The 23,930-nt window shown below is 64.4% G+C and carries 21 protein-coding genes; 9 read left to right on the forward strand and 12 right to left on the reverse strand.

The window, feature by feature from the left end; all coding sequences use genetic code 11:
- Window positions 1-5: 5 nt before the first annotated feature.
- From ggt to P9254_RS23255, 5 genes are all read right to left on the reverse strand, one after another.
- Complete coding sequence (gene ggt / locus P9254_RS23235; protein WP_278057164.1) at window positions 6-1,592, reverse strand: gamma-glutamyltransferase; 1,587 nt, start codon at window positions 1,590-1,592, stop codon at window positions 6-8.
- A gap of 24 nt (window positions 1,593-1,616) precedes the next feature.
- Window positions 1,617-2,417 carry an ABC transporter permease gene (locus P9254_RS23240; RefSeq protein ID WP_278057165.1) on the reverse strand — a complete coding sequence of 267 codons (801 nt, stop codon included), beginning with the start codon at window positions 2,415-2,417 and terminating at the stop codon, window positions 1,617-1,619.
- Complete coding sequence (locus P9254_RS23245; RefSeq protein ID WP_278057166.1) at window positions 2,414-3,337, reverse strand: ABC transporter permease; 924 nt, start codon at window positions 3,335-3,337, stop codon at window positions 2,414-2,416. Before P9254_RS23245 ends, P9254_RS23240 begins: the two co-directional genes overlap by 4 nt.
- Window positions 3,334-4,416: an ABC transporter ATP-binding protein gene (locus P9254_RS23250; RefSeq protein WP_278057228.1), complete on the reverse strand. Its 1,083-nt coding sequence runs from the start codon at window positions 4,414-4,416 to the stop codon at window positions 3,334-3,336. The genes P9254_RS23245 and P9254_RS23250 overlap by 4 nt, the downstream gene beginning before the upstream one ends.
- Window positions 4,417-4,492: 76 nt before the next feature.
- Window positions 4,493-5,533, reverse strand: a complete 1,041-nt coding sequence (locus P9254_RS23255) for an ABC transporter substrate-binding protein (RefSeq protein WP_067327790.1) — start codon at window positions 5,531-5,533, stop codon at window positions 4,493-4,495.
- A 226-nt stretch (window positions 5,534-5,759) separates the two neighbouring features.
- On the opposite strand from P9254_RS23255, the gene P9254_RS23260 reads away from it, so the two are divergent.
- Complete coding sequence (locus P9254_RS23260; protein ID WP_278057167.1) at window positions 5,760-6,461, forward strand: GntR family transcriptional regulator; 702 nt, start codon at window positions 5,760-5,762, stop codon at window positions 6,459-6,461.
- A gap of 9 nt (window positions 6,462-6,470) precedes the next feature.
- Here P9254_RS23260 and P9254_RS23265 read toward each other — a convergent pair whose 3' ends face one another.
- From P9254_RS23265 to P9254_RS23290, 6 genes are all read right to left on the reverse strand, one after another.
- A complete protein-coding gene (locus tag P9254_RS23265) occupies window positions 6,471-7,556 on the reverse strand; it encodes an ABC transporter ATP-binding protein (protein ID WP_067327789.1) in 1,086 nt (361 codons plus the stop codon).
- Window positions 7,546-8,148, reverse strand: coding sequence for a cupin domain-containing protein (locus P9254_RS23270; RefSeq protein WP_066988889.1), 603 nt, complete (start codon window positions 8,146-8,148; stop codon window positions 7,546-7,548). Before P9254_RS23270 ends, P9254_RS23265 begins: the two co-directional genes overlap by 11 nt.
- Before the next feature lie 206 nt (window positions 8,149-8,354).
- On the reverse strand, window positions 8,355-9,425 hold the full coding sequence (locus P9254_RS23275) for an ABC transporter substrate-binding protein (protein ID WP_278057168.1): 1,071 nt from the start codon (window positions 9,423-9,425) through the stop codon (window positions 8,355-8,357).
- A gap of 28 nt (window positions 9,426-9,453) precedes the next feature.
- A complete protein-coding gene (locus P9254_RS23280; RefSeq protein WP_278057169.1) occupies window positions 9,454-10,275 on the reverse strand; it encodes an ABC transporter permease in 822 nt (273 codons plus the stop codon).
- Window positions 10,272-11,159: an ABC transporter permease gene (locus P9254_RS23285; RefSeq protein WP_278057170.1), complete on the reverse strand. Its 888-nt coding sequence runs from the start codon at window positions 11,157-11,159 to the stop codon at window positions 10,272-10,274. Before P9254_RS23285 ends, P9254_RS23280 begins: the two co-directional genes overlap by 4 nt.
- Before the next feature lie 96 nt (window positions 11,160-11,255).
- Window positions 11,256-12,587, reverse strand: coding sequence for an NAD(P)/FAD-dependent oxidoreductase (locus tag P9254_RS23290; RefSeq protein ID WP_442920340.1), 1,332 nt, complete (start codon window positions 12,585-12,587; stop codon window positions 11,256-11,258).
- Window positions 12,588-12,731: 144 nt separating this feature from the next.
- Between P9254_RS23290 and P9254_RS23295 the strand changes: the two genes are divergently transcribed.
- The 5 genes from P9254_RS23295 (at window position 12,732) to P9254_RS23315 (ending at window position 18,062) form a co-directional block, all read left to right on the forward strand.
- A complete protein-coding gene (locus P9254_RS23295; RefSeq protein WP_278057172.1) occupies window positions 12,732-13,889 on the forward strand; it encodes a fumarylacetoacetate hydrolase family protein in 1,158 nt (385 codons plus the stop codon).
- Between the two features lie 271 nt (window positions 13,890-14,160).
- Window positions 14,161-15,093, forward strand: coding sequence for a substrate-binding domain-containing protein (locus tag P9254_RS23300; RefSeq protein WP_066988900.1), 933 nt, complete (start codon window positions 14,161-14,163; stop codon window positions 15,091-15,093).
- A 104-nt stretch (window positions 15,094-15,197) separates the two neighbouring features.
- Window positions 15,198-16,184, forward strand: a complete 987-nt coding sequence (locus P9254_RS23305; RefSeq protein WP_066988902.1) for an ABC transporter permease — start codon at window positions 15,198-15,200, stop codon at window positions 16,182-16,184.
- Window positions 16,185-16,189: 5 nt separating this feature from the next.
- Window positions 16,190-16,984: an ATP-binding cassette domain-containing protein gene (locus tag P9254_RS23310; RefSeq protein ID WP_127246460.1), complete on the forward strand. Its 795-nt coding sequence runs from the start codon at window positions 16,190-16,192 to the stop codon at window positions 16,982-16,984.
- Between the two features lie 55 nt (window positions 16,985-17,039).
- On the forward strand, window positions 17,040-18,062 hold the full coding sequence (locus tag P9254_RS23315) for a LacI family DNA-binding transcriptional regulator (RefSeq protein WP_127324339.1): 1,023 nt from the start codon (window positions 17,040-17,042) through the stop codon (window positions 18,060-18,062).
- A 388-nt stretch (window positions 18,063-18,450) separates the two neighbouring features.
- Here P9254_RS23315 and P9254_RS23320 read toward each other — a convergent pair whose 3' ends face one another.
- Window positions 18,451-19,032: a TetR/AcrR family transcriptional regulator gene (locus P9254_RS23320; RefSeq protein ID WP_066989382.1), complete on the reverse strand. Its 582-nt coding sequence runs from the start codon at window positions 19,030-19,032 to the stop codon at window positions 18,451-18,453.
- Window positions 19,033-19,245: 213 nt separating this feature from the next.
- On the opposite strand from P9254_RS23320, the gene P9254_RS23325 reads away from it, so the two are divergent.
- From P9254_RS23325 to P9254_RS23335, 3 genes are read left to right on the forward strand one after another with little or no spacing between them, the layout of a single operon-like run.
- Window positions 19,246-19,521: a hypothetical protein gene (locus P9254_RS23325; protein ID WP_278103906.1), complete on the forward strand. Its 276-nt coding sequence runs from the start codon at window positions 19,246-19,248 to the stop codon at window positions 19,519-19,521.
- A complete protein-coding gene (locus P9254_RS23330; protein WP_278057173.1) occupies window positions 19,515-22,709 on the forward strand; it encodes an efflux RND transporter permease subunit in 3,195 nt (1,064 codons plus the stop codon). The genes P9254_RS23325 and P9254_RS23330 overlap by 7 nt, the downstream gene beginning before the upstream one ends.
- A 14-nt stretch (window positions 22,710-22,723) precedes the next feature.
- Complete coding sequence (locus P9254_RS23335; protein ID WP_278057174.1) at window positions 22,724-23,878, forward strand: efflux RND transporter periplasmic adaptor subunit; 1,155 nt, start codon at window positions 22,724-22,726, stop codon at window positions 23,876-23,878.
- Window positions 23,879-23,930: the final 52 nt, after the last annotated feature.

Below are 23,930 nucleotides of genomic sequence, written 5' to 3' on the forward strand. Positions count from 1 at the left end.
GCTGCTCAGTATCCGAGCGCCAAGCCGTCCTTGCGCGGATCGGAGGCGCCGGTCAGCGTGCCTTTTTCCCAATCGATGAGCACCGCCTGCCCGCCGCCGAGCGGATGGTCTGGCTCGACAACACGATGGCCGCGGCGGCGCAGGCCTTCGACCGTATCGGGACGCACGCTTCGCTCGGCTTCCACGACGTCGTGATTGTAAAAGACGCGCGGCGCATCCAAGGCCTGCTGCGGATCCATGCCGAAGTCGATCATGTTGGTCAAAAGATGGACATGGCCGAAGGGCTGATAGCCGCCGCCCATGACGCCGAAGGGCATCACGGCACGGCCGTCCCTCACCATCATGCCCGGCATGATCGTGTGCATCGGCCGCTTGCCCGGCGCTATTGCGTTCGGATGCTTCGGATCGAGCCGGAACGAAGTGCCGCGGTTCTGCAGCACGACGCCGGTCTTCGGACCGACGACGCCGCTGCCGAAGGAATAATAGGTCGAGTTGATGAAGCTCACCGCGTTCCGGTCGCGGTCGACGACGGTGATGTAGACCGTGTCGCTGCCCGGCAAATCGACGCGCGGCAAATGCGTCATGGCGCGTTCCCGGTCGATCTCGGCGCGCAGCCGGTCGGCATAGGCGATGGAGAGGAGTTCCTTCACCGGCACCGCAACGTGATCCTGATCCGCGAGCAGGTTGTCGCGGTCGCGATAGGCCAGCCGGCCGGCCTCGATCTCCAGATGCAGGCGCGCTGCGCCATTCGGTTCAAGCGCGCCGAGATCGAAGCCTGAGAGCACGTTCAGCATCAATAGCGCGGTCAGGCCCTGATTGTTCGGCGGCATCTGGTGGATGTCATGACCGCGATAGGAGGTGCTGACCGGCGTCTTGTAGTCGCCCTTCGTCGCGGCGAAATCGTCCAGCGTATGAAGGCCGCCGAGTTGGCGAAGCCGACCGACGATGTCTTCCGCAACAGCGCCTTCGTAGAAACCGGCGCGGCCGCGCTTAGCGATGATGCGCAGCGTTTCCGCCAGTTCCGGCTGGCGATGCACGTCGCCGGGCTTTGGCGGCTTGCCGCCCGGGAGGAAAATGCGCGCCGCCACTTCGTCGGCCGACAGGTCGGTTTCCGGATCCTCCCAGTCGAAGGCGACGCGGTCGTGTACGACGTAGCCTTGTTCGGCGTAATGGATGGCGGGAGCGAGCGCTTCGGCTATGCCCTTTCGGCCATGGTCTTCCAACAGCCGACACCAGGCGTCGACGGCGCCGGGAATGGTGACCGCGTGCGCGCCCTGCTTCGGCAGCTCGCTGAAACCTCTCTCCAGATACCAGTCGACCGTAGCGGCCTGGGGCGCGCGGCCGGAGCCGTTGAAGGCGATCACATTGCCTTCTCCCTTCGGGCAGTAGAGCACGAAGCAGTCGCCGCCGATGCCGGTGGATTGCGGCTCGACAACCGCCTGCACGGCCGCGGCGCAGACAGCCGCATCCATGGCGTTGCCGCCGGACCGCAACATGTCGATGGCGGCAAGTGTGGCGAGCGGATGCGAGGTCGCGGCCATGGCTTCGGTGGCGCGGACCGGCGAGCGGCCTGGAAACTGGAAATCACGCATTCTGTTCGAGGTATCCCTGTATTCTCAACGTCCGCGGCCGAAAAGCTGGGCGGCGGACAACAAGACGATCGATAGCACGATCAGGCAAGTCGAAATGGCGGCAATCGTCGGATCGATCTGGTCGCGCAATGCATTGAACATGCGGCGCGTCAGCGTCGTGGTCTCACCGCCCGAGATGAAGAGCGACACCACCACCTCATCGAAGGAGGTGATGAAGGCAAAGAGCGCGCCCGAGACGATTGAGAAGCGCAACTGCGGCATGGTCACCTGGAAAAAGGCCGCGAAGCGGCCGGCGCCAAGGCTGCGCGCCACCGTCTCCTGGTTCATGTCGTAAGAGCGCAGCCCCGACAGGACGGTGAGCACGACCAGCGGCAACGCCTGGACGGTGTGGGCGATGACGAGGCCGGTCAGCGTGTTGTTGAGGCCAATGCGGGCATAGAGAAAGAAAGTGCCGATGCCGATCAGGATGACCGGAATGATCAGCGACGCCGTGAGCAGCGCATTGATGGCGCCGGTCAGCCTGAGCGTGCCGGCGTTGATGGCATAGGCAGCTGCGGTGCCGAGCGGCGTCGCCACGATCGCGGTCATCACCGCCACCTTCACCGAGACGATGGTGGCGTCGCGCCATTCGACGGAACCGAAATAGCTCTCATACCAGCGCAGCGACCATTGCTCGGGCGGGAACTGCAGCAGCGTCGAGCCGGAGAAGGACATGATGACAATAATCACCGAGGGCGCGATCAAAAACAGCATGACGAGGCCGCCCAGCAGATAGAGCCAGAGGCGTTGCCAATGCGTTATAGGCAGGCTGCTTTCGGCGCTCATCGCTGGCTCCAAACGCCGGTGGCGCGCGCGCCGAGCAGCCACTGGAAGAAGCCGAGCAGCGCCAGCGTGACGGCAAGCAGCACGACGCCGAGCGCAGCTCCCGCGCCCCAGTTCGAGTAGAGGCTGGTCGCCTGCTCCATGCGCATCGCCCACATGATGACCTTGCCGCCGCCCATCAGCGCCGGCGTGACGAAAAAGCCGAGGCAAAGCACGAAGACGATGACCACGCCGGAGGCGAGGCCCGGCAGCGACAGCGGGAAAAAGATCTGCCGGAAGGTGGCGGCGGGGCTGGCGCCGAGATTCATGCCGGCGCGCAGGCAGTCGACATCGATGGTCTTCATCGAAGCATAGAGCGGTAGCACCAGGAAGGGCAGCATGATGTGGGTCATGCCGATGACGACGCCGGCAAAATTGTTGGCGAGCGGCAGCGGCTGGGCGATCACGCCGAGATCGATCAGCCAATTGTTGATCAGCCCCTTGCGCTGCAGGATGACCAGCCAGGCATAGGTGCGCACCAGCACCGAGGTCCAGAACGGCAGGATGACGAAGATCAGGCAGATCGAGGCGGCGCGGCGCGGCAGTTGCGACAGCATATAGGCCAGCGGGTAGCCGAACAGCACGCAGGCGCCGGTGACAACAAAGGCAACCTTGAAGGTGGTCGCGAAAGTCTTGATGTAGGACGCCTGCTCGAAGAAGCGCGCGTAATTGGCGAGGCTGAGCTGGCCGCTCTCGTCGAACAAGGACAACCAGAACAGCCAGCCGATCGGTACGATGATGACGGCGAATACCAGGAACAGCCCGGGCGACAGCAGCGCCAGAAGCCCCAGCGCCTGGCGCCTGGCATCCGAGCGCAATGCCCAGGCGTTGAGTTCCCCGCCCTGCCCGACGGCGTGACCAAGACTGGCGGACCCGACGCTCATTGATCCGACACCAGCACGACGTCCTGGGCATCGATGCCGAGCGCGATCGGCTCGCCCGGCGCCGGCAGCTTCGCCAGCACGTCGCTGCGACAATAGTCGCGCAGCGTCACCTGGCGGCCGTCGCGAAGCGTCGCATAGCAGATGAAGCTGTCGCCCTGATAGATGACATCGCCGACCGTTGCCGGCAGCGCGTTGACGGGACGTGCCTGATCCGCGTCGGCGAGCAGCCGCAATTTCTCCGGCCGCACCACCATCAAGTGCCGACCGGCGGACGGCGCCGGGTCATTCATGCGCAGCTTCCGATCCTCATACCAGACGCTGCCGTTGCGGCATTCGACCGGGATGAAATTGGATTCGCCGATGAAGCCGGCGACGAACTTCGTCTTAGGCCGGGCGTAGAGCACCTCGGGCTGGTCGATCTGCTCGATGCGTCCGGCATTCATGACCGCGATGCGATCGGACATGGTGATCGCCTCGCGCTGGTCATGCGTGACGTAGACCGTCGTCATGCCGAGCCGCCGATGCAGGTTGCGCAATTCGATCTGCATGTGCTCGCGTAAGCCTTTGTCGAGCGCCGACAGCGGCTCGTCCATCAGCACGATGCGCGGCTCGAAGACGATGGCGCGGGCCAAAGCCACGCGCTGGCGCTGGCCGCCCGAAAGCTGGTCGACGCGGCGCTCGCCGAGACCTTTCAGCTGCACCAGGTCCAGCGCCCGCTCGACACGCTCGGCCGTTTCCGCCGCCGATACGCGCCGCTGCTTCAGCGGAAAGGCGATGTTGTGGAAGACGTTCATATGCGGGAACAGCGCATAGTTCTGGAACACCATGCCGATGTTGCGCTTGTGTGGCGGCATGGTGATGATCTCCTCGCCGCCGACCTTGATCGAGCCGGCATTGGCCCGCACAAAGCCGGCCAGGATCATCAGCAGCGTGGTCTTTCCCGACCCCGACGGACCGAGCAGCGTCAGGAATTCACCGGCCGCGATATCGAGGCTGAGATCGCTCAGGATGGAGAGCGCGCCGAAGCGCTTCTCGATACCGTGGATGCCGATGGGAAGCGCTGTCGGCGCAAGAGACAAGAGCATCTCCTTCAACTCCGGATCATTGATAGCGCGGCGGAGCAGCGCCTCGTCGCGCCGCTCCGCCGCGCAGTCGTTATTGCTGGATCAGGTTGTTGAACTTCTCCGTCGCCTCGACGAGGTTGTCGCGCCAGAACTCGGGATCCTGAAGCACCTGCTTCTTGACGTTGTCGGGCGCGGAGTTGATGTCCTTGATGCGCTCCTGCGGGATCTTGCCGGTCTCGAAGGCCTTCTCGTTGGCCGGGCCGTTGTCGACATAGAGCGGCAGATTGGCCTGGAGGTCGGGGCTGACGAACTTGGCCAGCGCTTTCATCGCGAGGTCCTTGTTCTTCGAGCCCTTCGGGATGACCATGCAGTCGGCGGTAAGCACACCCTGGTCGAAGGAGAAGCTGACAGGTGCGCCTTCCTTCCTCAGGGTGCCGGCGCGGCCGTTCCAGATGCTCGCCATATCGACCTCACCGTCCTTGACGAGTTGCATGGCCTGCGCGCCCGAGGTCCACCAAGCGTCGATGTGACCCTTGACCTTGTCGACGGATTGCAGCGCGCCGTCGATGTCGACCGGATAGACCTTGTCGATCGGAGTGCCTTTGGCGAGCGCCGCGACGCTCAGTGTCTCCGTCGCCTGGCTGCCGGAGAGCGCCCGCCGGCCCGGGAATTTTTCCACGTCCCAGAAATCGGCCCAGGTCTTCGGTCCCTTGTCGCCGAAAACATCGGTTCGGTAGATCAGCACGACGGACGTATAAGAGATGCCAACCCAGTCGTCATGGACGAGCTTCGGGTTGATGCCGCTCTTGTCGATGACGTTGTAGTCGAGCTTTTCGAACAGGCCCTCCTTGGAACCGCGCGCGCATTCGTCGGCGCCAAGCTCGGTGATGTCCCATTTCACCGCATTGCCGGTGACCTGCAGGCGCACGTCGTCGAGGCCGTTGGTGGTGTCCTGCTTGATGGTGATGCCGAGCTCCTTGGCCGTCGGATCGAAGAAGGCCTTGGTCTGTGCCTCCTGATAGGTGCCGCCCCATGAGGCGACGGTGATGGTGTCGGCGGCCGAGGCCGGAACGGCGGCCGAGGCCAGCAGGCCGGCTACGGCCAGACCGTGAATGCAAAGTCTCTTCGTCATTTTCGCTTCTCCAACCGGTGTTCCCATTATCGTTGATTTGGTATGCGAATTTGTATACAATTTTGAGTGTAATTCTCCGGAAGCCGATGTCAACATGTGCCGAGCGTATTTTGGGCGGCGATGAGTTGAGGCTTCGGGTCGGGAGCGTTTGACACGGCCCTGTTTCAAGCAGGAGCCAAAAGGCACTAGACTGCGAATCCGTGACTGACCGTTGGAGGCGGGACGCTTGAGCAAGGAGAGAAAGAACACGCTGCGCGATTCGGTGTTCGAGAAGCTGAAGGCGTTGATCCTCACCGGCCAGATCCCGCCAGGCGGCCGCGTGACCGAGAACGAGATCGCCGAGCGCCTGAAGGTGAGCCGCACGCCGGTGCGCGAAGCCTTCAACCGTCTCGAGCGCGACGGCCTGGTGATCGGACGTCCGCGCCAGGGCTATATCGTTGCCGAGTTCAACCTGACCATGTTCCGCGAGGCCTTCGACATTCGCGAGCTGCTCGACGGGCGCGCGACCGAGCTGGCAGCGGCGAACGCGACCGCCGCCGACAAGGCGCGGCTGCGCGACATGCTCGCCGAATGCGAACGGCTGGCGGCAATCCCCGACCGCAGCACACGAGAGAAATTTGAGGAGCTGCAGGTCGGCATCGATCTGCACCGGGTGATCGCCGAGATCAGCGGCAACGAGATGCTGCACGGCATGCTTTGCGGCATCCTCGACAAATGCCAGCAATATGTGTGGACCGAGCTTCTGTGGCTGGACGAGTGGAAGCTCACCCGCGAGGAGCATACGGGCATCGTCGACGCGATCTGCGCCGGTGATGTCGCTTTGGCCGGCGAGCGCGCTCGCGCGCATGTGCGCGGCTCGCGCGAGAACATCCTGCGCCTGCTGCAGGCCAAGTCCGATTATCAGGGCTTTTTCGCCAAGGCTTCGTGAGGCCGGCGATCAGTTCGAGAGCACAGGGCAGTTGGCGCCACGCCGCAGGCTGACGTGCGCTACGTCGCCGATGCTGAATCGAAAACCGTCGGCGCGGCGTGGAGCATCGATGACAATTGCAGTCCCCTGCCCCAGTTCGGCGTGAAGGCGCAACGTGCGACCGTGGAAGACGATGCCACTCACCCGCGCCGGCGCGGTGCCTTCGGCGGCCTCGGTGGCCGCCACAAGATCCTCCGGACGAACGCCGATGGTGCGTGCGTCGCCAACAGCCGGTATCTCGCCGGTCTCCGGTATGGCCACCAGCGGCAGCTCGCCGGCGGTAAAGCGCAGCCGCTCGCCGTCGCGCCCGACAAAGCGTGACTGCAGAAGATTCATGGTGCCGATGAAGGAGGCGACGAACCGCGTCGCCGGACGGTCGTAAAGCGTCGCGGGCGGCGCGATCTGCTCGATGCGGCCTTTGTTCATGACGACGATGCGGTCGGAAATCGACAGCGCCTCGGTCTGGTCGTGCGTGACCATGACGAAGGTGGTGCCGAGCCGGGACTGCAGTCGCTTGAGCTCGACCTGCATCTGCTCACGCAGATGCGCGTCGAGCGCCGACAGCGGCTCGTCGAGCAAGAGCACACGCGGCTCGCAGACGATGGCGCGGGCAAGCGCGACGCGCTGGCGCTGACCGCCCGACAGTTCGGAGATGCGGGCGCGCAGCTTGTCGGCTAGGCCGACCATGTCAAGCGCCTGACCGACGCGCTTGGCCTGCTCGGTGCCGGACAGTTTGCGCAGCGAGAGGCCGAAGCCGACATTCGCCGCGACGTCCATATGCGGGAACAGCGCATAGTCCTGAAAGACGGTGTTGACCGGACGGTCGAAGGGCCTCAGACCGGTGATGTCACCGCCTTCGAGCAGCACGTTGCCGCTGGTCGGGCTCTCGAAGCCGGCGATGACGCGCAGGCTCGTCGTCTTGCCGCAGCCTGAGGGGCCGAGCAGGGTCAGGAACTCGCCCGCCGCAATGTCGAGATCGACCGCATCGAGCCCGACCACGCCGCCCGGGAAGACCTTCGAGACGTTCTCTAGACGAACGAGCGCGTCAGGCGCCATCGCGCACCTCGGAGGGTTTTGTCGTGTTGACCCACAGGATCTGGCAGCGCTCGGCGCCCGGATTGCGGAAGGCATGCAGCAGCGTGCTCTTGAAGCCAAAGCTGTCGCCGGCCTTCAGCACATAGGCCGTGGCGTCAACCACCAGCTCGACCTCGCCCGTCATCACGAAGCCGAATTCGTGGCCGGCATGGGCATAAGCTTCGGCGGTGCCGCCGCCGGCCTCGACCGTCACCAGCATTCCGGTGAGTGTGGCGGCGGGCGGCGAGAGCAGCGCCTTGGCGATGCCCTCGGACTTGACCGGGATTGCGCGCCGCTTGTCGGCGCGCACGCAATAGAGGTCGTTGACCGCTTCATCGCCGTCGGCGATCAGGGCCGAGGGCTCGATGTCGAGGGCGGCGGCCAGCGGCCAGATCACCTTGACGCGCAGGGAGGACATGCCGCGCTCGATCTGGCTGAGCGCGCCGATCGATATGCCGGCCTTGGCGGCGAGCTCGGCCAGCGACAGCTTGCGCTCGAGCCTCAGCGCCCGCACGCGCCGGCCGACACGCACGTCGGCATCGTCCTTCGGTTTTGCTTCGTCAACAATGTCCATCAAATAGTCCTTGTTGTCTTTCCACCGGTGCGGCGCAGCGCCGCCAGGCCCCCCCTTCCCCCCTTGTGGGAGAAGGTGTCGCCGAAGGCGACGGATGAGGGGTGCTCCAGCGAAGTGAGACGTCGGCGTTCCCTGGATCACCCCTGATCCGTCTCGGCGCTGCGCGCCGATCCACCTTCTCCCACAGGCGGAGAAGGCAAGTGCGCTCAGCCGCCGGCTTTCACCTTCTCGAACATCTTGGCGACGTCGTCGTTCTGCTTCATCGGTCCGGTGAAGATCGTGCTCTTCAGCATCACGTCGGGATCCGCCGGCAGCTGCAGCTTGTCCAGCTCGTCTTTCGACACGCCGGCGAAGGCGGTCGAAAGCGAGCTGCCATAGCCGTAGGACTGGATGAGGTACTTGCCCGAATCGGCGTCGAGCCGGCTGTTGATGAAGTCATAGGCGAGATCGACGTTCTTGGCGTCCTTCAGCATGACGAAGCCGCAGGCCCAGGTGAGCATGCCTTCCTTCGGCTTCATGAACTCGACCGGCACGCCCTGCTTCTTGAGCGACGTGGCCGACGCGTTCCAGGTCATGGCGGCGACCAACTGGCCGCTGGCCAGCGCCTGCTCGACCGAGGTCATGTCGGTGGTGTAGCTCGACAGCAGTGGCCGCTGCTCGCGCAGTTTCGCCGCGACTTTTTCCATCTGCTCCGGCGTCATGTCGAAGGGGTTCACGCCAGCCAGAAGTGCCGCGACGATCGGCGTGTCGTGCACGGCGTCGATGGTCGCCATGCGGCCGGCATATTGCTTGTCCCACAAAAGGTTCCAGCTCGCCTCGGGGTTCTTCACCAGATCGGTCCGGTAGAGGATCGAGGTGTTGCCCCAGTCCCACGGCACCATCCAGACCTTGCCGTCGCCGGCCTGCAGGTCGGGCAGGTTCTTGAACACCGGAAAGATCGAATCCCAGTTCTTGATGCGCTTGGTGTCGATCGGCTGCAGCAGGCCTTCCTTGTTCCAGCGCGCCACCTTGTCGTAGCAGGGATGGGCGATGTCGGGCCGGAAGCCGGCCTTGACCTTGGTGAAGGCATCGTCGTCATCGCCGAAGATCGTCGCCTCGACGCCGTCCGGATGCGCGGCGAGGAAGCTCTTGTTGAAGTCGGGCAGCTCGTAGCCCGACCAGGTGAAATATTGCAGCTTGTCGGCAGCCAAAGCGACGGTCGACGACAGCGCCAGGGCGAGTGCGGCTAGGCCTGCGCGGGCTTTGTATCCCGTGATCGATTTCAGGTGGACTGTCATTTTCGTTCTCCTCTTTCTTTGTTGTGGTTCAGGCTAGATTGCGGCGCGCGGCGCCGAGGCCGCGATGGCGCAGGATCTCGGCGAGGGTGGCGATGACGAAGGACACGGCCAGGATCACCGTTCCGAGCGCCATCACCGTCGGCAGCGAACGCGGGAAGCGCAGTTGGCTCCAAATGTAGAGCGGCAGCGTCGGCTCGGTGCCGGCGAGGAAGAAGACGACGATGAACTCGTCGAAGGAGGTCAGGAAGGCGAGCATGAAGGCCGACAGCACCGCCGGCAGGCTGAGCGGAAGCATGACGCGCCGGAACGTTGTCCAGTCCGACGCCCCAAGGTCGAGCGCCGCCTCGCGAATGGTCTTTGGGATCGCGGCGAATCGACTGCGCATCACCACCACCGTCGTCGGCAGCGCCACCAGGATATGGCCGAGCACGATTGCAACGCGCGACGGGCCGAGGCCAATGAGATTGACCAGGATCAAGAGCGAGATGCCGACGATGACGCCGGGGATCAGGATCGGCAGCCGGGCTATGGCACTGATCGTAGCCGCGAGCGGCGAGCGGCCGTAAAGGTCCATATAGGAAACGGTGATGCCGCAAAGCGTTGCCCCCGAGGCAGCAACGACACCGATGACGAGACTGTTGGCCAAAGCGCCGGACAGCACCGGATTGCCGTAGAGGGTCTCGTACCAACCGAGCGTGAAGCCCTGCAGCGGAAACGCCGCCTGGATGGAATCGTTGAAGGAAAACAGCGGGATCAAAAGGATAGGCAGATAGAGGAAGACGAGATAGGCAAGCACATAGAGGCCGAGCCAGCGACCGCCCGCATTTGCCTCTTTGCGCGCCGCGCTCATGTGCGGCTGCCAAACCGGCGGTCGGCGCCGCGCGCGACCAGGACCACGCACAGGATGACCAGCATGACGCAGACCGACAGGGCCGCGCCGAACGGCCAGTCATTGGCCTTGCCGAATTGCGACTGGATCAGCGTGCCGATCATGGTGCTGGCCGGGCCGCCGACCATAGCCGGCGTGACATAGTCGCCGACGGTCGGCACGAAGACAACGAGAGCCGCCGCCAGCACGCCCGGCATCGAATTGGGCAGCACGACGCGGCGGAACGATGTGAACGGGCGCGCGCCGAGATCGGAGGCGGCTTCGAGCAGCGATTTCGGGATGGTATCCAGCGCCACGTAGATGGGCAGGATGGCGAAAGGCGCGTAGGCGTGCGCAAGCGTCACCACCACCGCGGCCGGCGTGTTGAGGAAGGCGAGCATCGGCTCCGACCAGAGGCCGCTTTCGATGAAAGCCGAGTTCAGGACGCCGTTATAGGCAAGCACGATCTTCCAGGCAAAGACACGCAAAAGGTAGCTGGTCCAGAACGGCAGCGTGACCAGGAAGAGCAGCAGGTTGCGCCGGCGGCCGGCATGGAAGGCGAGGTAGTAGGCGACCGGATATGCAGTAGCGACGGTGGCGAGCGTCACCAGGCCGGCGATGACCAGCGAGCGCAGCGTCACCGTCCAGTAGAGCGGATCGGTGGCCACAGTTACGAAGTTTGCCGCCGTCAGGCCGGCGCCGAGCAGCGAGCCGTCATTGCTCCTGAAGGCAAGGAAGAGCACAAGGCCGAGGGCAAAGAGGATGAGGAAGAAGGTGACCACCCCGCCGGGCAACAGCATGGCAAAGCGGAAAACCGGCGAGATGCGGGTTTCCGGCGATGGTCGCGCTGCAACGATGGTGGACATCTCCTAGCTGCCCATCGGATTTTTGAAATCAGCTAATGATTTTTCATATTCCTGAAACTGTCAAGCTAAATCGGTGATGCGCTGCCGCGTTCAACTTCAGCGCTCGAAGGCATCCAGCATCCGATACCAGGCGATGGTGGCGGCAACGCCGACCTGGCGGAAGGCGTGGAACGGGATCGGCCGGATCGGCGACAGCGGGAAAGGCAATCGACTGACATCGCCGGTCGCGAGGTAACCCGCCATGCGCTTGCCCAGCGCGCTCATCAGTCCGACGCCCCTGCCCTGGCAACCGACCACGGCGAGCAGGCCCTTTTCCGGCTCATGCAGGTGCGGGAGATGATCCGGCGTCATCGCCACACGGCCGAACCAGCGCTTTTCGACGGCGATGCCGGCAAGCGCCGGATAGAGGCGCAGCAGCGCGCGTTCGCAATGGGCCCAGTCGGCCGCGGTTGAAGGCAGGGCCATGCGGCCGCGTCCACCCAACACCATCCGGCCGTCAGGGCCCTTGCGGTAATAGACCAAGATGCGGCGGGAATCGGAAACGGCTTGGCCGCCGGGCAGGATGCTTGCCGCAAGCTCGGCCGGCAGCGGCGCCGTGGCGATCTGGAAGGAATGCAGAGGCACAATCGTCCGGGCAAGCCCGGGGAGCAGGCCGTCCGTATAGGCGTTGGTGGCGAGCACGACCGCCTTCGCGCGCAGTTCGGCGCCGCCTTGCGTGGAGACCCGCCAGACGCCCGCTTCCTTGGTGAGCCTCACCACCCGCTGCTGTTCGGCGATCCCGACGCCGACGTCCGAGGCGACGCGGGCAAGCTCGAGCGTGTAGGACAGCGGATCGATGACGCCGGCGCGGCGGTCGAGCCAGCCGCCAAGATAGCCCTTGGCGCCGGTCATCGCGGCGATCTCGGCCCGGTCGAGCAGCTTGACGTCGGCGCCGCGCGCCCGCCATTGCCGATCCCGGTTCGCCGCCGCCTCCAGCGCTGTCTCGGTGTGCGCGGCCTGGATCCAGCCCTTCCGCGTGAACGGCACCGCAAGCTTCTCGTCACGGATCACATCGAACACCGCGTCGGCCGTCGAGGCGGCGAAGTCGACCAGGGCCTCGCCGCGCTCCTTGCCAAAGTGCTCGATCAGCCATTCGGGATCATATTTGAGGCCGGGAATGACCTGGCCGCCGTTCAAGCCCGACGCGCCCTGCCCGATCGCGCCGGCATCCAGCACCTGGACGGAAAGACCGGCGCGGGCCGCGTGCAATGCGGTCGACAGACCCATGATGCCGCCGCCGACGATCACCGCGTCGAGCGTGCCATCGCTCGACAGCTCGGACTGGAACGCCGGAGCTGTTTGGGGCTTTTGCCAGACCGGATCGGAAAAGGTGGGCAATTGGTCACCTGAGGCGCTGGAGGCTCGTGAAAGTCCTATTGCTGATTTCATGAACTTGAAAGGGGACCCGATGGGCCAGTCCGCGCTTGGCTATGTGACAGCATGCCATTGGCTCATAACCTCGCCATCGATGGGATAGACGTTTGCATTAAATGCGGGGAAAGTGCCGCGCGACAATCGAGAGGACAGAAGACCATGACCGATTTAACCCGCCTCCCTGGCGACGGCCTTTTCGTCGGCCGCGCCAGGACCAGCGAAGCCTCCCATCCGCTGGTGGTCACCGTGCGCGCAGGCGAGGTCATCGACATCACGTCGAGCGCGGCGCCTACCGTGCGCGACCTCTGCGAGCTGAAGGACCCGGCCGCCTACGTGCGCTCGGCCCGGGGCAAGGCGATCGGCACACTGGAAGACATCGCAGCCAACAGTCTCGAATCTCCGCGCGATGCCAAGAAGCCGATCCTGCTCTCCCCCGTCGACCTGCAGGCGGTGAAGGCTTCCGGCGTCACCTTCGTCGTCAGCCTGCTCGAGCGCGTCATCGAGGAGCAGGCGCGCGGCTCGGCGGAAAAGGCCGACGCCATCCGCGCCGACATCGCCGGGCTGATCGGCCATGATCTCTCCAAGCTCAAGCCAGGCTCGCCGGAAGCGATGGAGATCAAGGCCAAGCTGATCCAGCGCGGCGCCTGGTCGCAATATCTGGAAGTGGGCATCGGCCCCGATGCCGAGATCTTCACCAAATGCCAGCCGATGGCCTCCGTCGGCTTCGGCGCCGATGTCGGGCTGCATCCGGTCTCCACCTGGAACAATCCGGAGCCGGAGATCGCCATGATCGCCGACAGCTCGGGCCGCATCGTCGGCGCCACGCTCGGCAACGATGTCAATCTGCGCGATGTCGAAGGACGCTCGGCGCTGCTGCTCGGCAAGGCCAAGGACAACAATGCTTCCGCCTCGCTTGGACCTTTCATCCGGCTCTTCGACGAGACCTTTTCCATCGCCGACGTGAAGCGCGCCACGGTGCGGCTCAGCGTCGAGGGCGAGGACGGATTTTCGCTGGAGGGCGCAAGCTCGATGGCCGAGATCAGCCGCTCGCCGGAAGAGCTGGTCAAAGCCGCGATGGGACCGCATCACCAGTACCCGGACGGGCTGGCGCTCTATCTCGGCACCATGTTCGTGCCGTCGAAGGATCGCGGCGAAAAGGGCAAGGGCTTCACCCACAAGGTCGGCGACACCGTCACCATCTCGTCGGAAAAGTTGGGCGCGCTGACCAACCGGGTGCGCCTGTCGCCCGACTGCCCGCCCTGGACCTACGGCGCCAGCCACCTGATGCGCGACCTCGCCAGAGCCGGTCTGATCTAGCAGCGGATCACAACGGCATACGCTTGCTCATCACTGGAGGCTGATGAGCGCAGCGGCGTTTGCCGGGAAAATATCACGGTAACTGATGCAATCTGATGGGATTGCTGATGGCGTGCGGAGCTGTGCCAACATCCATTGACGATCGAGGCTTGCCAGCGGCCGAAAAAGGGAATGCTCTAGAGGCGTCCGGTCGGCGCGGGCAGGAAGATGCGATCCTTGAGGACCGCATCGCGCCTGATGTGGAGGTGGTTTTCAACATGGGAGGAAATCGATGCTTTCGAGGCTGAGACTGTTCGTGCTTGGCTTGATCGCGGCAATCGCCATTCCGGCGATGGCCGAGGCCAAGACCTTCTACTGGATTTCGCATGGCGGGCCGGCCGATCCGGTCTGGACCTACTTCCTGGCCGGTGCCAAGCAATGGGCGACCGACACCGGCAACAAGGTGAACACCTCGTTCCACAATGGCGACGTTGCCTCGCAGCAGGAGGCTGTTCGCGCCGCCATCTCGGCCAAGGCCGACGGCATCGTCACCACCAGCCCCGATCCGGGCAGCCTCGTCGAGATCGTCAAGGAGGCCCGTGCGGCCAACATTCCGATCATCAACTTCAACACGCCCGACCCGAAGGCCAACTTCAACGCCTATGTCGGCGGCGACAACGTCACCTTCGGCAAGCACTGGGCGCAGTATCTGGTCGACAAGGGCCTGGTGAAGAAGGGCGACTTCGTATGGATGCCGGTGGAGGTGCCCGGCGCCACCTATGGCGTGCAGGAAGAGGAAGGCATCAAGAGCGTGTTCGAGCCGCTCGGCATCACCTATGAGGTGACCGAGGCGACGCTCGACCAGGCCGAAGTGATCAACCGCATGGTCGACTATCTCACCGCCCACAAGGGCAAGGTGAAGGCAATCATCGGCCTCGGCGACCTCGTCACAGGCTCGGTCAAGCGCGTCTTCGACCAAGTCGGCGTCAAGCCGGGCGAGATCCCCGTTGTCGGCTGGGGCAACTCGCTCGACACCACCCAGGAAGTGCTGAACGGCTATGTCAACGCCGCGCAGTGGCAGGACCCGCAGGCGACCAGCTACATCGCGCTTTCGATGGCGGCGATGGCGTCTGCCGGCATTCCTCCGGGCTTCAACGTCATCACCGGCGCGCTCTATGAAAAGGATACTGCCGGCGTTTATGACAAGATCCTGTCCGGCAAGTAATTGCTGACATTAACGGTCGCGGCTTTCGGGCCGCGATCGCTTCCTGGACCGTCGAGTCCTGACTGATCGCAGCGGGCTCGCCAATCATTCACATCGCGGGCCCAATGGAAAACCGTTCCTTCATCCAAAGTTTCATCGCGCGGCCGGAATTCGGGCCGTTGGTGCTGCTGATCGTCGAACTCGTCATCTTCTGGGGCATCAATCCGGATTTCCTGTCGCCGCAGAACATCTCGAACATCCTTGCCTTCACCGTCGAGCTTGGGCTGATCGCGCTGGCGATGACCTTGCTGATGACGTCGGGCGAATTCGACCTGTCGGTCGGCTCGTTGTTCGGCTTCTCGCCGGTGCTGATGTGGACGCTGTTCAACGGCGGGGTCACCTCGCTGGAGATGGGCTTAGCCATCGCGCTGGTGGTCGCGGCCTTGATCGGGCTTGTCAATGGCTGGTTCGTCACGCAGCTCAAGATCCCGTCCTTCCTGGTCACGCTCGGGATGCTGCTCGTCGTGCGCGGCACCGCGCTTTTCGTCACCGACGGCTTTCCGCAGCGCACCTGGAGCGCCGAAGGCAGCTGGCTTGCGGACATCCTGGTCGGCGACTTCTACGTCGGCCCGTTCCGCATCTATGCCTCGCTGTTCTGGTTCATCGGCGCCGCGATCGCGCTCGGTTATGTGCTGACGCAAAGCCGCACCGGCAACTGGATCCAGGCGGCCGGCGGCAATCCCAACGCGGCGCGCGCCCGCGGCGTCAATGTCAGCCGGGTCAAGATCGGCCTGTTCATCCTGTCGGCGGTGATGGCCTCGCTCGCCGGCGTGATCTCGTCGCTGCGCACCTCGGCCGCCAATCCGAACAGCGGCACCGGCTACGAGCTCGAGGTCATCGCCATGGTGGTCATCGGCGGCACGGCGCTGACCGGCGGCCGCGGCACCATTATCGGCACGGTGCTCGGCATCCTGATCCTGCGCGTCATGCGCAACGGCATCGTGCTGATCGGCGTTCCGGGACTTGCCTACAACATCTTCATTGGCGCGATCATCCTCGGGATGATGGCGCTGCACTCATGGCTCGAACGCCGGCACCAGGCAGGGACTTGAAGACGATGGCCGAGCCTCTGATCCGCATGACGAACATCCGCAAGTCCTATGGGCGCGTACAGGCGCTGGTGGACGCCAACTTCCACGTCAACGAAAAGGAGATCGTCGGCCTGCTCGGCGACAACGGCGCCGGCAAATCGACGCTGATCAAGGTGCTGTCGGGCGCGGTGCCGCTGACCAGCGGCGACATTTTCGTGCGCGGCAAGAAGGTGAATTTCCGCAGCACCAGCGACGCGATCGCTGAAGGCATCGAGACGATCTATCAGGACTCCGCGCTTGTCACGCAGCTGTCGATCGCCCGCAACCTGTTCCTGGGGCGCGAGCCGATCAAACCGCCGCGTTTCCTCAACCGCATGGACCAGGAGGCGATGAACACGGTGGCGCGCGACCTGCTCAAGCAGGTCGGCATCTCCAAAAACATCCCGCCGACGACGCCGATCGGCTCGCTATCAGGCGGCGAGCGGCAAGCAGTGGCGATCGCGCGCGCCATGCATTTCGACAGCGACCTCATCATCCTCGACGAGCCGACCAACAATCTCGGCGTCGCCGAGACGCAAGGGGTGTTGAGCTTCGTGCGCGGCGCCCGCGATTCCGGCCACTCCTGCATCTTCATCGCCCACAACATCCACCACGTGTTCCAGGTCGTCGACCGCATCGTGGTGATGCGCCGCGGCAAGGTGGTGGCCGATGATATCGATCCGAAGAAGACCACAGTAGCGGATGTCGAACGCGTCATCACCGGCATGTCGGACAAGGAGATCCGCGATGCGATTTCCGACGGCCCGCAGCCGCATGGCTGATTTGGCCTGACCTTGATTTTTAACTGGGGCTCGATCCTATCCCATGACCGGACCCATGAAAGCGACCGTAGCCGACATCGCCAGAAGCTGCGCCCTGTCGACCGCGACGGTCGACCGAGTGCTCAACAACAGGCCGGGCGCAAGCGCGGCCAACCGGCAGCGCGTCTTGGAGGCGGCAAAGCAGCTCGGCTATCTGCCGACGCTCGATCAAGTCGTGCTGCCGTCGAAGCCGGCGCATCTCGAATTCTTCCTGCCGATCGGGAGCAACGCCTTCATGGCCGACCTTGCCCATCATATCGAGGACTATGCCGCGCGCCTGCCGCTGGTCGCCTCCTGCCGCATCCACAACCTCGCCGGCATATCGCCGGGCGCGCTGCAAGGCGCGATCGAGAACCTCTCGCTCAAGGCCAATGGCGTCGGCGTCATCGCCGTCGACCATCCACGCACGCGCAACATTTTGCGCGAGCTGGTCGAGGCCGGCATCCGGCTGGTCACGCTGGTTTCCGATGTGCCGGCGGCCCCTCGCTCGGCGTATGTCGGCATCGACAACCGGGTTGCCGGACGCACGGCGGCGCTGCTGATGGGCCGCTTCCTTGGCGGCCGGATCGGGCACCTCGCGATGGTCGTTGGCTCGCGCTCCTACCGCGGCCACGAGGAGCGCGAAATGGGTTTCCGCTCGGTGCTCGCAGAAGAGTTCCCCAATCTCACCGTCTCCAGCGCCGTCGAGATCAACGACGAGCCCGACGCCAGCTACAGCGCGACCATGAAGGCCTTGCACAACGAACCGGAACTGCTCGGCATCTACTGCGTCGGCGCCGGACGCTCCGGCGTGGCCAAGGCGTTGCTCGAGGCCAAGCCGCGCAGAAAGCCCGTCTTCATCTGCCATGACCTGACCAGGGAAACGCGCCGCTACCTCGTCGACGATCTCGCCGACGTGGTCATCGACCAGAACGCCCGGCTGATTGCCGAGCAAGCAGTGATCCGCCTGCTCGGCTCGATCGCCTCGTCGGCGCCGTACCTGACCAAGAAATTCATCGAGCCCCGGCTGATCATGAAGGAAAACGTGCCGGTGCAGTAGGCGCGAATGGCATCATGCCGTCGCCTCACTGATTTGTCAGACGATTGATCCGGCAAATCTGCACACCAGCTATGCACGTTTCGTAGTTGCCGAATGGTTGGGCAAATCGTAATTATTGCGGCGTCGGATGTCTTCCTCCTCCCAGACACCGGCGCTGAATGCGGTGCTCCTCCTCCCGCGCCGTATTCGAAATCGAAGCCCGCTGCCTCCTCCTCCCGGCAGCGGGCTTTTTCTTTGCCTGCACTTAGGCGGAGCGCCCCTCACCCGGATATTGCCGAGTCGAATTGCCTTGCAATTCGAGCAATCCGAACTCTCCTGGGGAGAGAGGAGACGGGTCAGCGCCGGCGCTAGCCTGGCCGCGAAGCGGCCGCATCAGGGGAAGCCGCCTTCAGCGTGCCCGGAACGAGGCGATCAGGCTCTCGGCCATGCGCACGAACTGCGCGCTCGGGCCCTCGGCGCCAACGCTCTGCATCGAGACGCGCGCGCCTTCGAGCAACAGCGACAGCGTATCGGCGAGCAACTCGGCCTGGCCGATGCCGGCATCGCGGCAGAGCGCAACCAGCTTTTCGCGCTGGGCTTCCTTCAGTTCCTTGATGACGCGCCGTGCCGGGTGATCGGTCTCGGTGAGCTCGACGGCGGCATTGGCCATGTCGCAGCCGCGACTGTCGGCGCTGAGCAGCTCCGAAGCCTTGCGGACCCAGGCATGCAACTGCGCGAGCTTGTCGCCGGGATGCTCGGCCTCGAACTCGTCCCATATCCTTGAAGCCTTCGCCGCCGTGGCGCGCAGGCATTCGATGATCAGATCGTCCTTGGATTCGAAGTGACGATAGAGCGTCATCTTGTTGGTGCCGGCAGCCTCCGTGATGGCGTCGACGCCGACGCCCTTGATCCCGTGCTTGTGGAACATGTCCTGCGCCGTTTCCAGGATGCGATCCCGGGGGCGGGAACGTTCCGCAACGCCGTCAGTCATCATGCTCTCCTTTCGTCGTTTCCAAAAAAACCGAGGTCACCTCTTGACTAGGGTGTTACCGGTCTGTAACTTTCAGATGTTACTTACTGGTAACACCTATATCGCTCCCCGTCAAACGACAAGCCCCCCCGATAGAGCCCTGCCAGAGTGAGATAGGACGAAAAACCTGCCTGTCATGCGGCTTCGGCCGGTGAAAACGAGAAAAAGCGGTCCGTGATCATCCGATGCGGGCCGCAGCAAGGAGCCGCTCCTATGCAAAAGCGCAAAGACCTGACGATCGACGAAGCCATCCGGGATCCGATGATCCGGCTGGTGATGAAGGCTGATGGGGTCGATCCCAACGCCTTCGAACGGATGCTGCGCTCGCGCGCCGCGGAACAGGCGCCGGACGATGTCCTGCCATCCTTTTTGGAGGATTCCGGCTCCGTCCGGGCCCGGCGCCTGCGCCATTTTGCAAAACCGTTCGGCGAGGCATCCGCGTCATGGTGAACTTCTTCATCCACCGCCCGATCTTCGCATCGGCGATCGCCATCATCATGGTGCTCGCCGGTGCGATCGCCTATTTCCTGCTGCCGGTCTCGCAGTTCCCTGACATCACGCCCCCGCAGGTCGTGGTCAGCGCCCATTATCCAGGCGCCAGCGCGCAGGTGGTGGCCGATACGGTCACCACGCCGCTGGAGCAGCAGATCAACGGCGTGCAAGGCATGACCTATATGTCGTCGACGAGCTCGAATGACGGCTCCTCGACCATCACCATCACATTCGACGTCGGCTATCCGCTGAGCACCGCGGCCGTCGACGTCCAGAACCGCGTCTCGCAGGCCGCATCCTCCCTGCCGGCCATCGTCAACCAGGGCGGCGTCACGATCAAGAAGCAGAACCCGAACTTCGTTCTGATCGTCGACCTCACCTCGCCCGACGGCTCGGTCGATCCGGTGGCGCTGAGCAACCTCGCCTATCTCCAGGTCGTCGATCCGCTGAAGCGGCTGCCTGGCGTCGGCGACGTGCAGATCTTCGGTGAACGGCGCTATTCGATGCGCGTCTGGCTCGATCCGGACAAACTGGCCAATCTCGGCATCACCGCCGTCGATGTGCAGAACGCCATTTCCGAGCAGAACGTGCAGGTGGCGGCGGGCAAGATCGGCCAATCGCCGGCGCCGGCCGGCACCGCCTTCGAGATGCAGGTCAATGCGGTCGGCCGTTTGAGCGACCCGAAGGAATTCGGCGACATCGTCGTGCGCGCCAACTCGCAGAACGGCTCGCTCGTGCGTCTGCGCGACGTCGCCCGCATCGAGCTCGGCGCGCTGCAATATTCGTCATCGGCCTTCTTCGGCAAGGACCCGACCGTGGTGCTCGCCGTCTACCAGATGCCCGGCTCCAACGCGCTTGACCTGCAGCAGCGGGTCAAGGACAAGATGCAGGAATTGTCGGCGCGCTTCCCGAAGGGCGTCCACTACGCCATGCACTACGATACGACGCGCTTCGTCTCGGCCTCGATGCATGACGTGCTGATCACGCTCGGCGAAGCGCTGGTGCTGGTGGTGGCTGTCGTCTTTATCTTCCTGCAGAGCTGGCGCACCACCATCATCCCGACCATCGCCATCCCGGTGTCGTTGATCGCGACGCTGGCGGTGATGTACATGCTGGGCTTCTCGCTCAATATGCTCTCGCTGCTCGGCATGGTGCTGGCGATCGGCCTTGTCGTCGACGACGCCATCGTCGTGGTCGAGAACGTCGAGCGACAGCTGGAGGCCGGCCTCAAGCCGCTCGCCGCGACGCGCGCGGCGATGGCCGAAGTGACTGGCCCAATCATCGCCACCACCGCGGTGCTGATGGCGGTGTTCATCCCGGTCGCCTTCATTCCCGGCGTTTCGGGACGGCTCTACAACCAGTTCGCGCTTACCGTTGCGATCTCGGTCGGCATCTCCGCCTTCAACTCGCTGACGCTGAGCCCGGCGCTGAGCGCCGCGTTCCTGCGCCATCGCGGCGAAACGCAGTTCGTGCTGTTCCGCTGGTTCAATGCCGGCTTCGACTGGCTGTCGCATGCCTACGCGCATGGCGTGCGCATTCTGATCCGGCTGCGCTGGGCCATGCTCGGCCTGTTCGCGGCGGGCTTGGTCGCCACCTATTTCGTCTGGCAGAAGCTGCCCTCGACCTTCCTTCCGGTGGAGGACCAGGGTTATTTCTTCGTCGTCATCCAGTTGCCGGACGGCGCTTCGCTGGAGCGCACCGACGCGGTGGCGCAGAAGGCGCGCGACATCCTGCAGAACACGCCCGGCGTCGACATCGTCGGCTCGATCAGCGGCCTGAACTTCCTCACCAGCGCCGCGCAATCGAACGCGGCGGTGGAGTTCGCCATCCTGAAGCCGTGGGACGAACGCGGGCCCGACCAGAACGCATCGAAGCTGGTCGCCGAGGTGCGCAACAAGTTGCTGCAGATACCGGAGGCGTTTGCGCTCTCATTCGATCCACCCTCGATCCCGGGCCTCGGCACGACCGGCGGCTTCGAATTCCAGGTGGAAGACCTTTCGGGCCGCGGCAGCGCCGCGCTCAACGAGGTCACGCAGGCGCTGATCGCGGAAGCACGCAAGCAGCCGGAGCTCAATCCGCAGCAGCTGTTCTCGTCCTTCTCGACCTCGACGCCGCAGTTCAACTACGACCTCGACCGCAGCAAGGCGAAGCTGCTCGGCCTCAACCTGCCCGACGTGTTCAACACGCTGCAGATCTATCTCGGCTCCCTCTACGTCAACGACTTCAACCTTTTCGGCCGCACGTTCCGGGTGACGATCCAGGCCGACAAGGACGCGCGCGGAAACGCGAACGACATCTCGCGCCTCTACGTTCGCAATGCGTCCGGCGGGATGGTGCCGCTGAGCACACTGGGCAAGCTGGTGCCGATCGTCGGTCCCGAGACCGTGCCGCATTACAACAACAATGCATCCGCCCTCATCAACGGCGGCGCGGCGCCAGGCTTCTCGTCCGGACAGGCGGTCGCGGCGATGGAGCGGGCGGCGGCAAACGTGCTGCCGCGGGACTTCGGCTATGAATGGACCGGCATCACCTATCAGGAGCTCCAGGCCGGATCGATCGCCTCGATCGTGTTCGGCCTGGCGATCGTGTTCGTCTTCCTGATCCTGGCGGCGCAGTATGAAAGCTGGGCGATGCCCTTCATGGTGCTGCTCGCCGTGCCGCTCGCCTTGTTCGGCGCCTTCGTCGTGCTCTTGCTGCGCGGCATGCAGATCGACGTCTACTCGCAGATCGGTTTCGTCATGCTGATCGGCCTGGCGGCGAAGAACGCGATCCTGATCGTCGAGTTCGCCCGACGGCGCCGCGAGGAAGGCCTGACCATCGTCGAGGCGGCGATGGAAGCCGCGCGGCTGAGGCTGCGGCCGATCCTGATGACGGCCTTCGCCTTCATCCTCGGCGTGCTGCCGCTGATGTTCGCGACCGGCGCGGGCGCCGCCAGCCGGCAGTCGATCGGCACCACCGTCTTCGGCGGCATGGTGGCGGCGACGATCCTGTCGCTGGTCTTCGTGCCGGTCTTCTACGCGGTGATCGAGAAGCTGCGCGAGCGCGGCGGCGAGAGCGAACCTGCCGCGGGGCCTCAACATGCCCCGCACCAACAAGAGATTGAACCGACCGCCGAGCCCGTCCGGCTCGCCCAGGCGGCCGAATAGGATTGGAGACCAACATGCGTAAATGGAAAATCGCTTTGGGAACGGCGGTCGCGCTGGGCGCAATCTCGGTGGCAAGCGTGCACCTGCTCGACATGGGCAATCTCAGCCTCAGCGCCAGCACTGCGGGCGCGGCACCTGCGCCCAAGGCGTTCGTCATGCCGGTCCCGGTGGTCAACGTCGTCAAGAAGACGCTGCCGATCTATCTCGACTACGCCGCGCGCGTCGAGCCGATCCGCAACATCACCCTGCAGGCGCGCGTGCCGGGCTATCTGCAGGAGCAGACGGCGCAGGACGGCAGCGACGTCAGGCAGGGCGACCTGCTTTACCGGATCGCGCCCGAGGACTACCAGGCAGCGCTCGACCAGGCGAAGGCGCAGGTGCAGCGCGACGCGGCAGCGCTCGAATACGCGCGGTCCAACCTCGGCCGTGGCACCGACCTTGCCAAGGCCGGGTACCTCGCCAAGGACAGCTTCGACCAGCGCACCAGCAACTTGCGCACGGCCGAAGCCGCCCTCGCGGTCGACCAGGCGGCGGTGCGGACGGCCGAGCTCAATCTCGGCTATGCCGAGATCAAGGCACCGTTCTCCGGACGGATCGGCCGCAACCAAGCCTCGGTCGGTACCCTGGTGAGCGTCGCCGGCACGGTTCTCAACACGCTGGTGCAGCTCGACCCGATCTACGTCACCTTCAATCCGAGCGAGACCGACCTCGTCCAGATCGAGCAGGCGAAGGCCAACGGTCCGATTGGGGTCGACGTGCTGTTGCCCGGCGAGACCGAGCCCAGCCAGAAGGGCCAGCTCACCTTCATCGACAACACGATCGATCATTCGACCGGCACGATCACGGCGCGGGCAACGATCGGCAACGCCAAGTTCGCGCTGCTGCCCGGGCAGTATGTGCGCGTGCGGCTGCATGTGAAGCAGCAGCCCAATACGCTGATGGTGCCGCAGGTGGCGCTGGGTTCCAGCCAGCTCGGCAAATACCTGTACGTCCTCGGCAAAGACAACACCGTAGACCAGAAGCTGGTGTCGCTCGGCCCGACCGACGGCGATCTGATTTCCGTCACCTCAGGCATCTCCGAGACCGACCAGGTGATCACCGGCAATTTGCAGAAGATCGGACCCGGAATGCCGGTTTCTCCCTTGCCGGAAACGAAACCGGCCAGCTGATAATCCCCCATCAGTCCCGGTCCGACGGCGCCCTCGACACCCACATCGAGGG

The organism is Mesorhizobium sp. WSM4983 (assembly GCF_029625765.1).
Classification (GTDB): domain Bacteria; phylum Pseudomonadota; class Alphaproteobacteria; order Rhizobiales; family Rhizobiaceae; genus Mesorhizobium.

Coding starts and splice junctions, on each gene's coding strand:
- P9254_RS23330 (WP_278057173.1), top strand. CDS start 19,515: ATGGTGAACTTCTTCATCCACCGCCCGATCTTCGCATCGGCGATCGCC.
- P9254_RS23315 (WP_127324339.1), top strand. CDS start 17,040: ATGAAAGCGACCGTAGCCGACATCGCCAGAAGCTGCGCCCTGTCGACC.
- P9254_RS23290 (WP_442920340.1), bottom strand. CDS start 12,587: ATGAAATCAGCAATAGGACTTTCACGAGCCTCCAGCGCCTCAGGTGAC.
- P9254_RS23280 (WP_278057169.1), bottom strand. CDS start 10,275: ATGAGCGCGGCGCGCAAAGAGGCAAATGCGGGCGGTCGCTGGCTCGGC.
- P9254_RS23275 (WP_278057168.1), bottom strand. CDS start 9,425: ATGACAGTCCACCTGAAATCGATCACGGGATACAAAGCCCGCGCAGGC.
- P9254_RS23305 (WP_066988902.1), top strand. CDS start 15,198: ATGGAAAACCGTTCCTTCATCCAAAGTTTCATCGCGCGGCCGGAATTC.
- P9254_RS23295 (WP_278057172.1), top strand. CDS start 12,732: ATGACCGATTTAACCCGCCTCCCTGGCGACGGCCTTTTCGTCGGCCGC.
- P9254_RS23310 (WP_127246460.1), top strand. CDS start 16,190: ATGGCCGAGCCTCTGATCCGCATGACGAACATCCGCAAGTCCTATGGG.
- P9254_RS23240 (WP_278057165.1), bottom strand. CDS start 2,417: ATGAGCGCCGAAAGCAGCCTGCCTATAACGCATTGGCAACGCCTCTGG.
- P9254_RS23285 (WP_278057170.1), bottom strand. CDS start 11,159: ATGTCCACCATCGTTGCAGCGCGACCATCGCCGGAAACCCGCATCTCG.
- P9254_RS23300 (WP_066988900.1), top strand. CDS start 14,161: ATGCTTTCGAGGCTGAGACTGTTCGTGCTTGGCTTGATCGCGGCAATC.
- P9254_RS23255 (WP_067327790.1), bottom strand. CDS start 5,533: ATGACGAAGAGACTTTGCATTCACGGTCTGGCCGTAGCCGGCCTGCTG.
- ggt (WP_278057164.1), bottom strand. CDS start 1,592: ATGCGTGATTTCCAGTTTCCAGGCCGCTCGCCGGTCCGCGCCACCGAA.
- P9254_RS23270 (WP_066988889.1), bottom strand. CDS start 8,148: ATGGACATTGTTGACGAAGCAAAACCGAAGGACGATGCCGACGTGCGT.
- P9254_RS23320 (WP_066989382.1), bottom strand. CDS start 19,032: ATGACTGACGGCGTTGCGGAACGTTCCCGCCCCCGGGATCGCATCCTG.
- P9254_RS23265 (WP_067327789.1), bottom strand. CDS start 7,556: ATGGCGCCTGACGCGCTCGTTCGTCTAGAGAACGTCTCGAAGGTCTTC.
- P9254_RS23335 (WP_278057174.1), top strand. CDS start 22,724: ATGCGTAAATGGAAAATCGCTTTGGGAACGGCGGTCGCGCTGGGCGCA.
- P9254_RS23245 (WP_278057166.1), bottom strand. CDS start 3,337: ATGAGCGTCGGGTCCGCCAGTCTTGGTCACGCCGTCGGGCAGGGCGGG.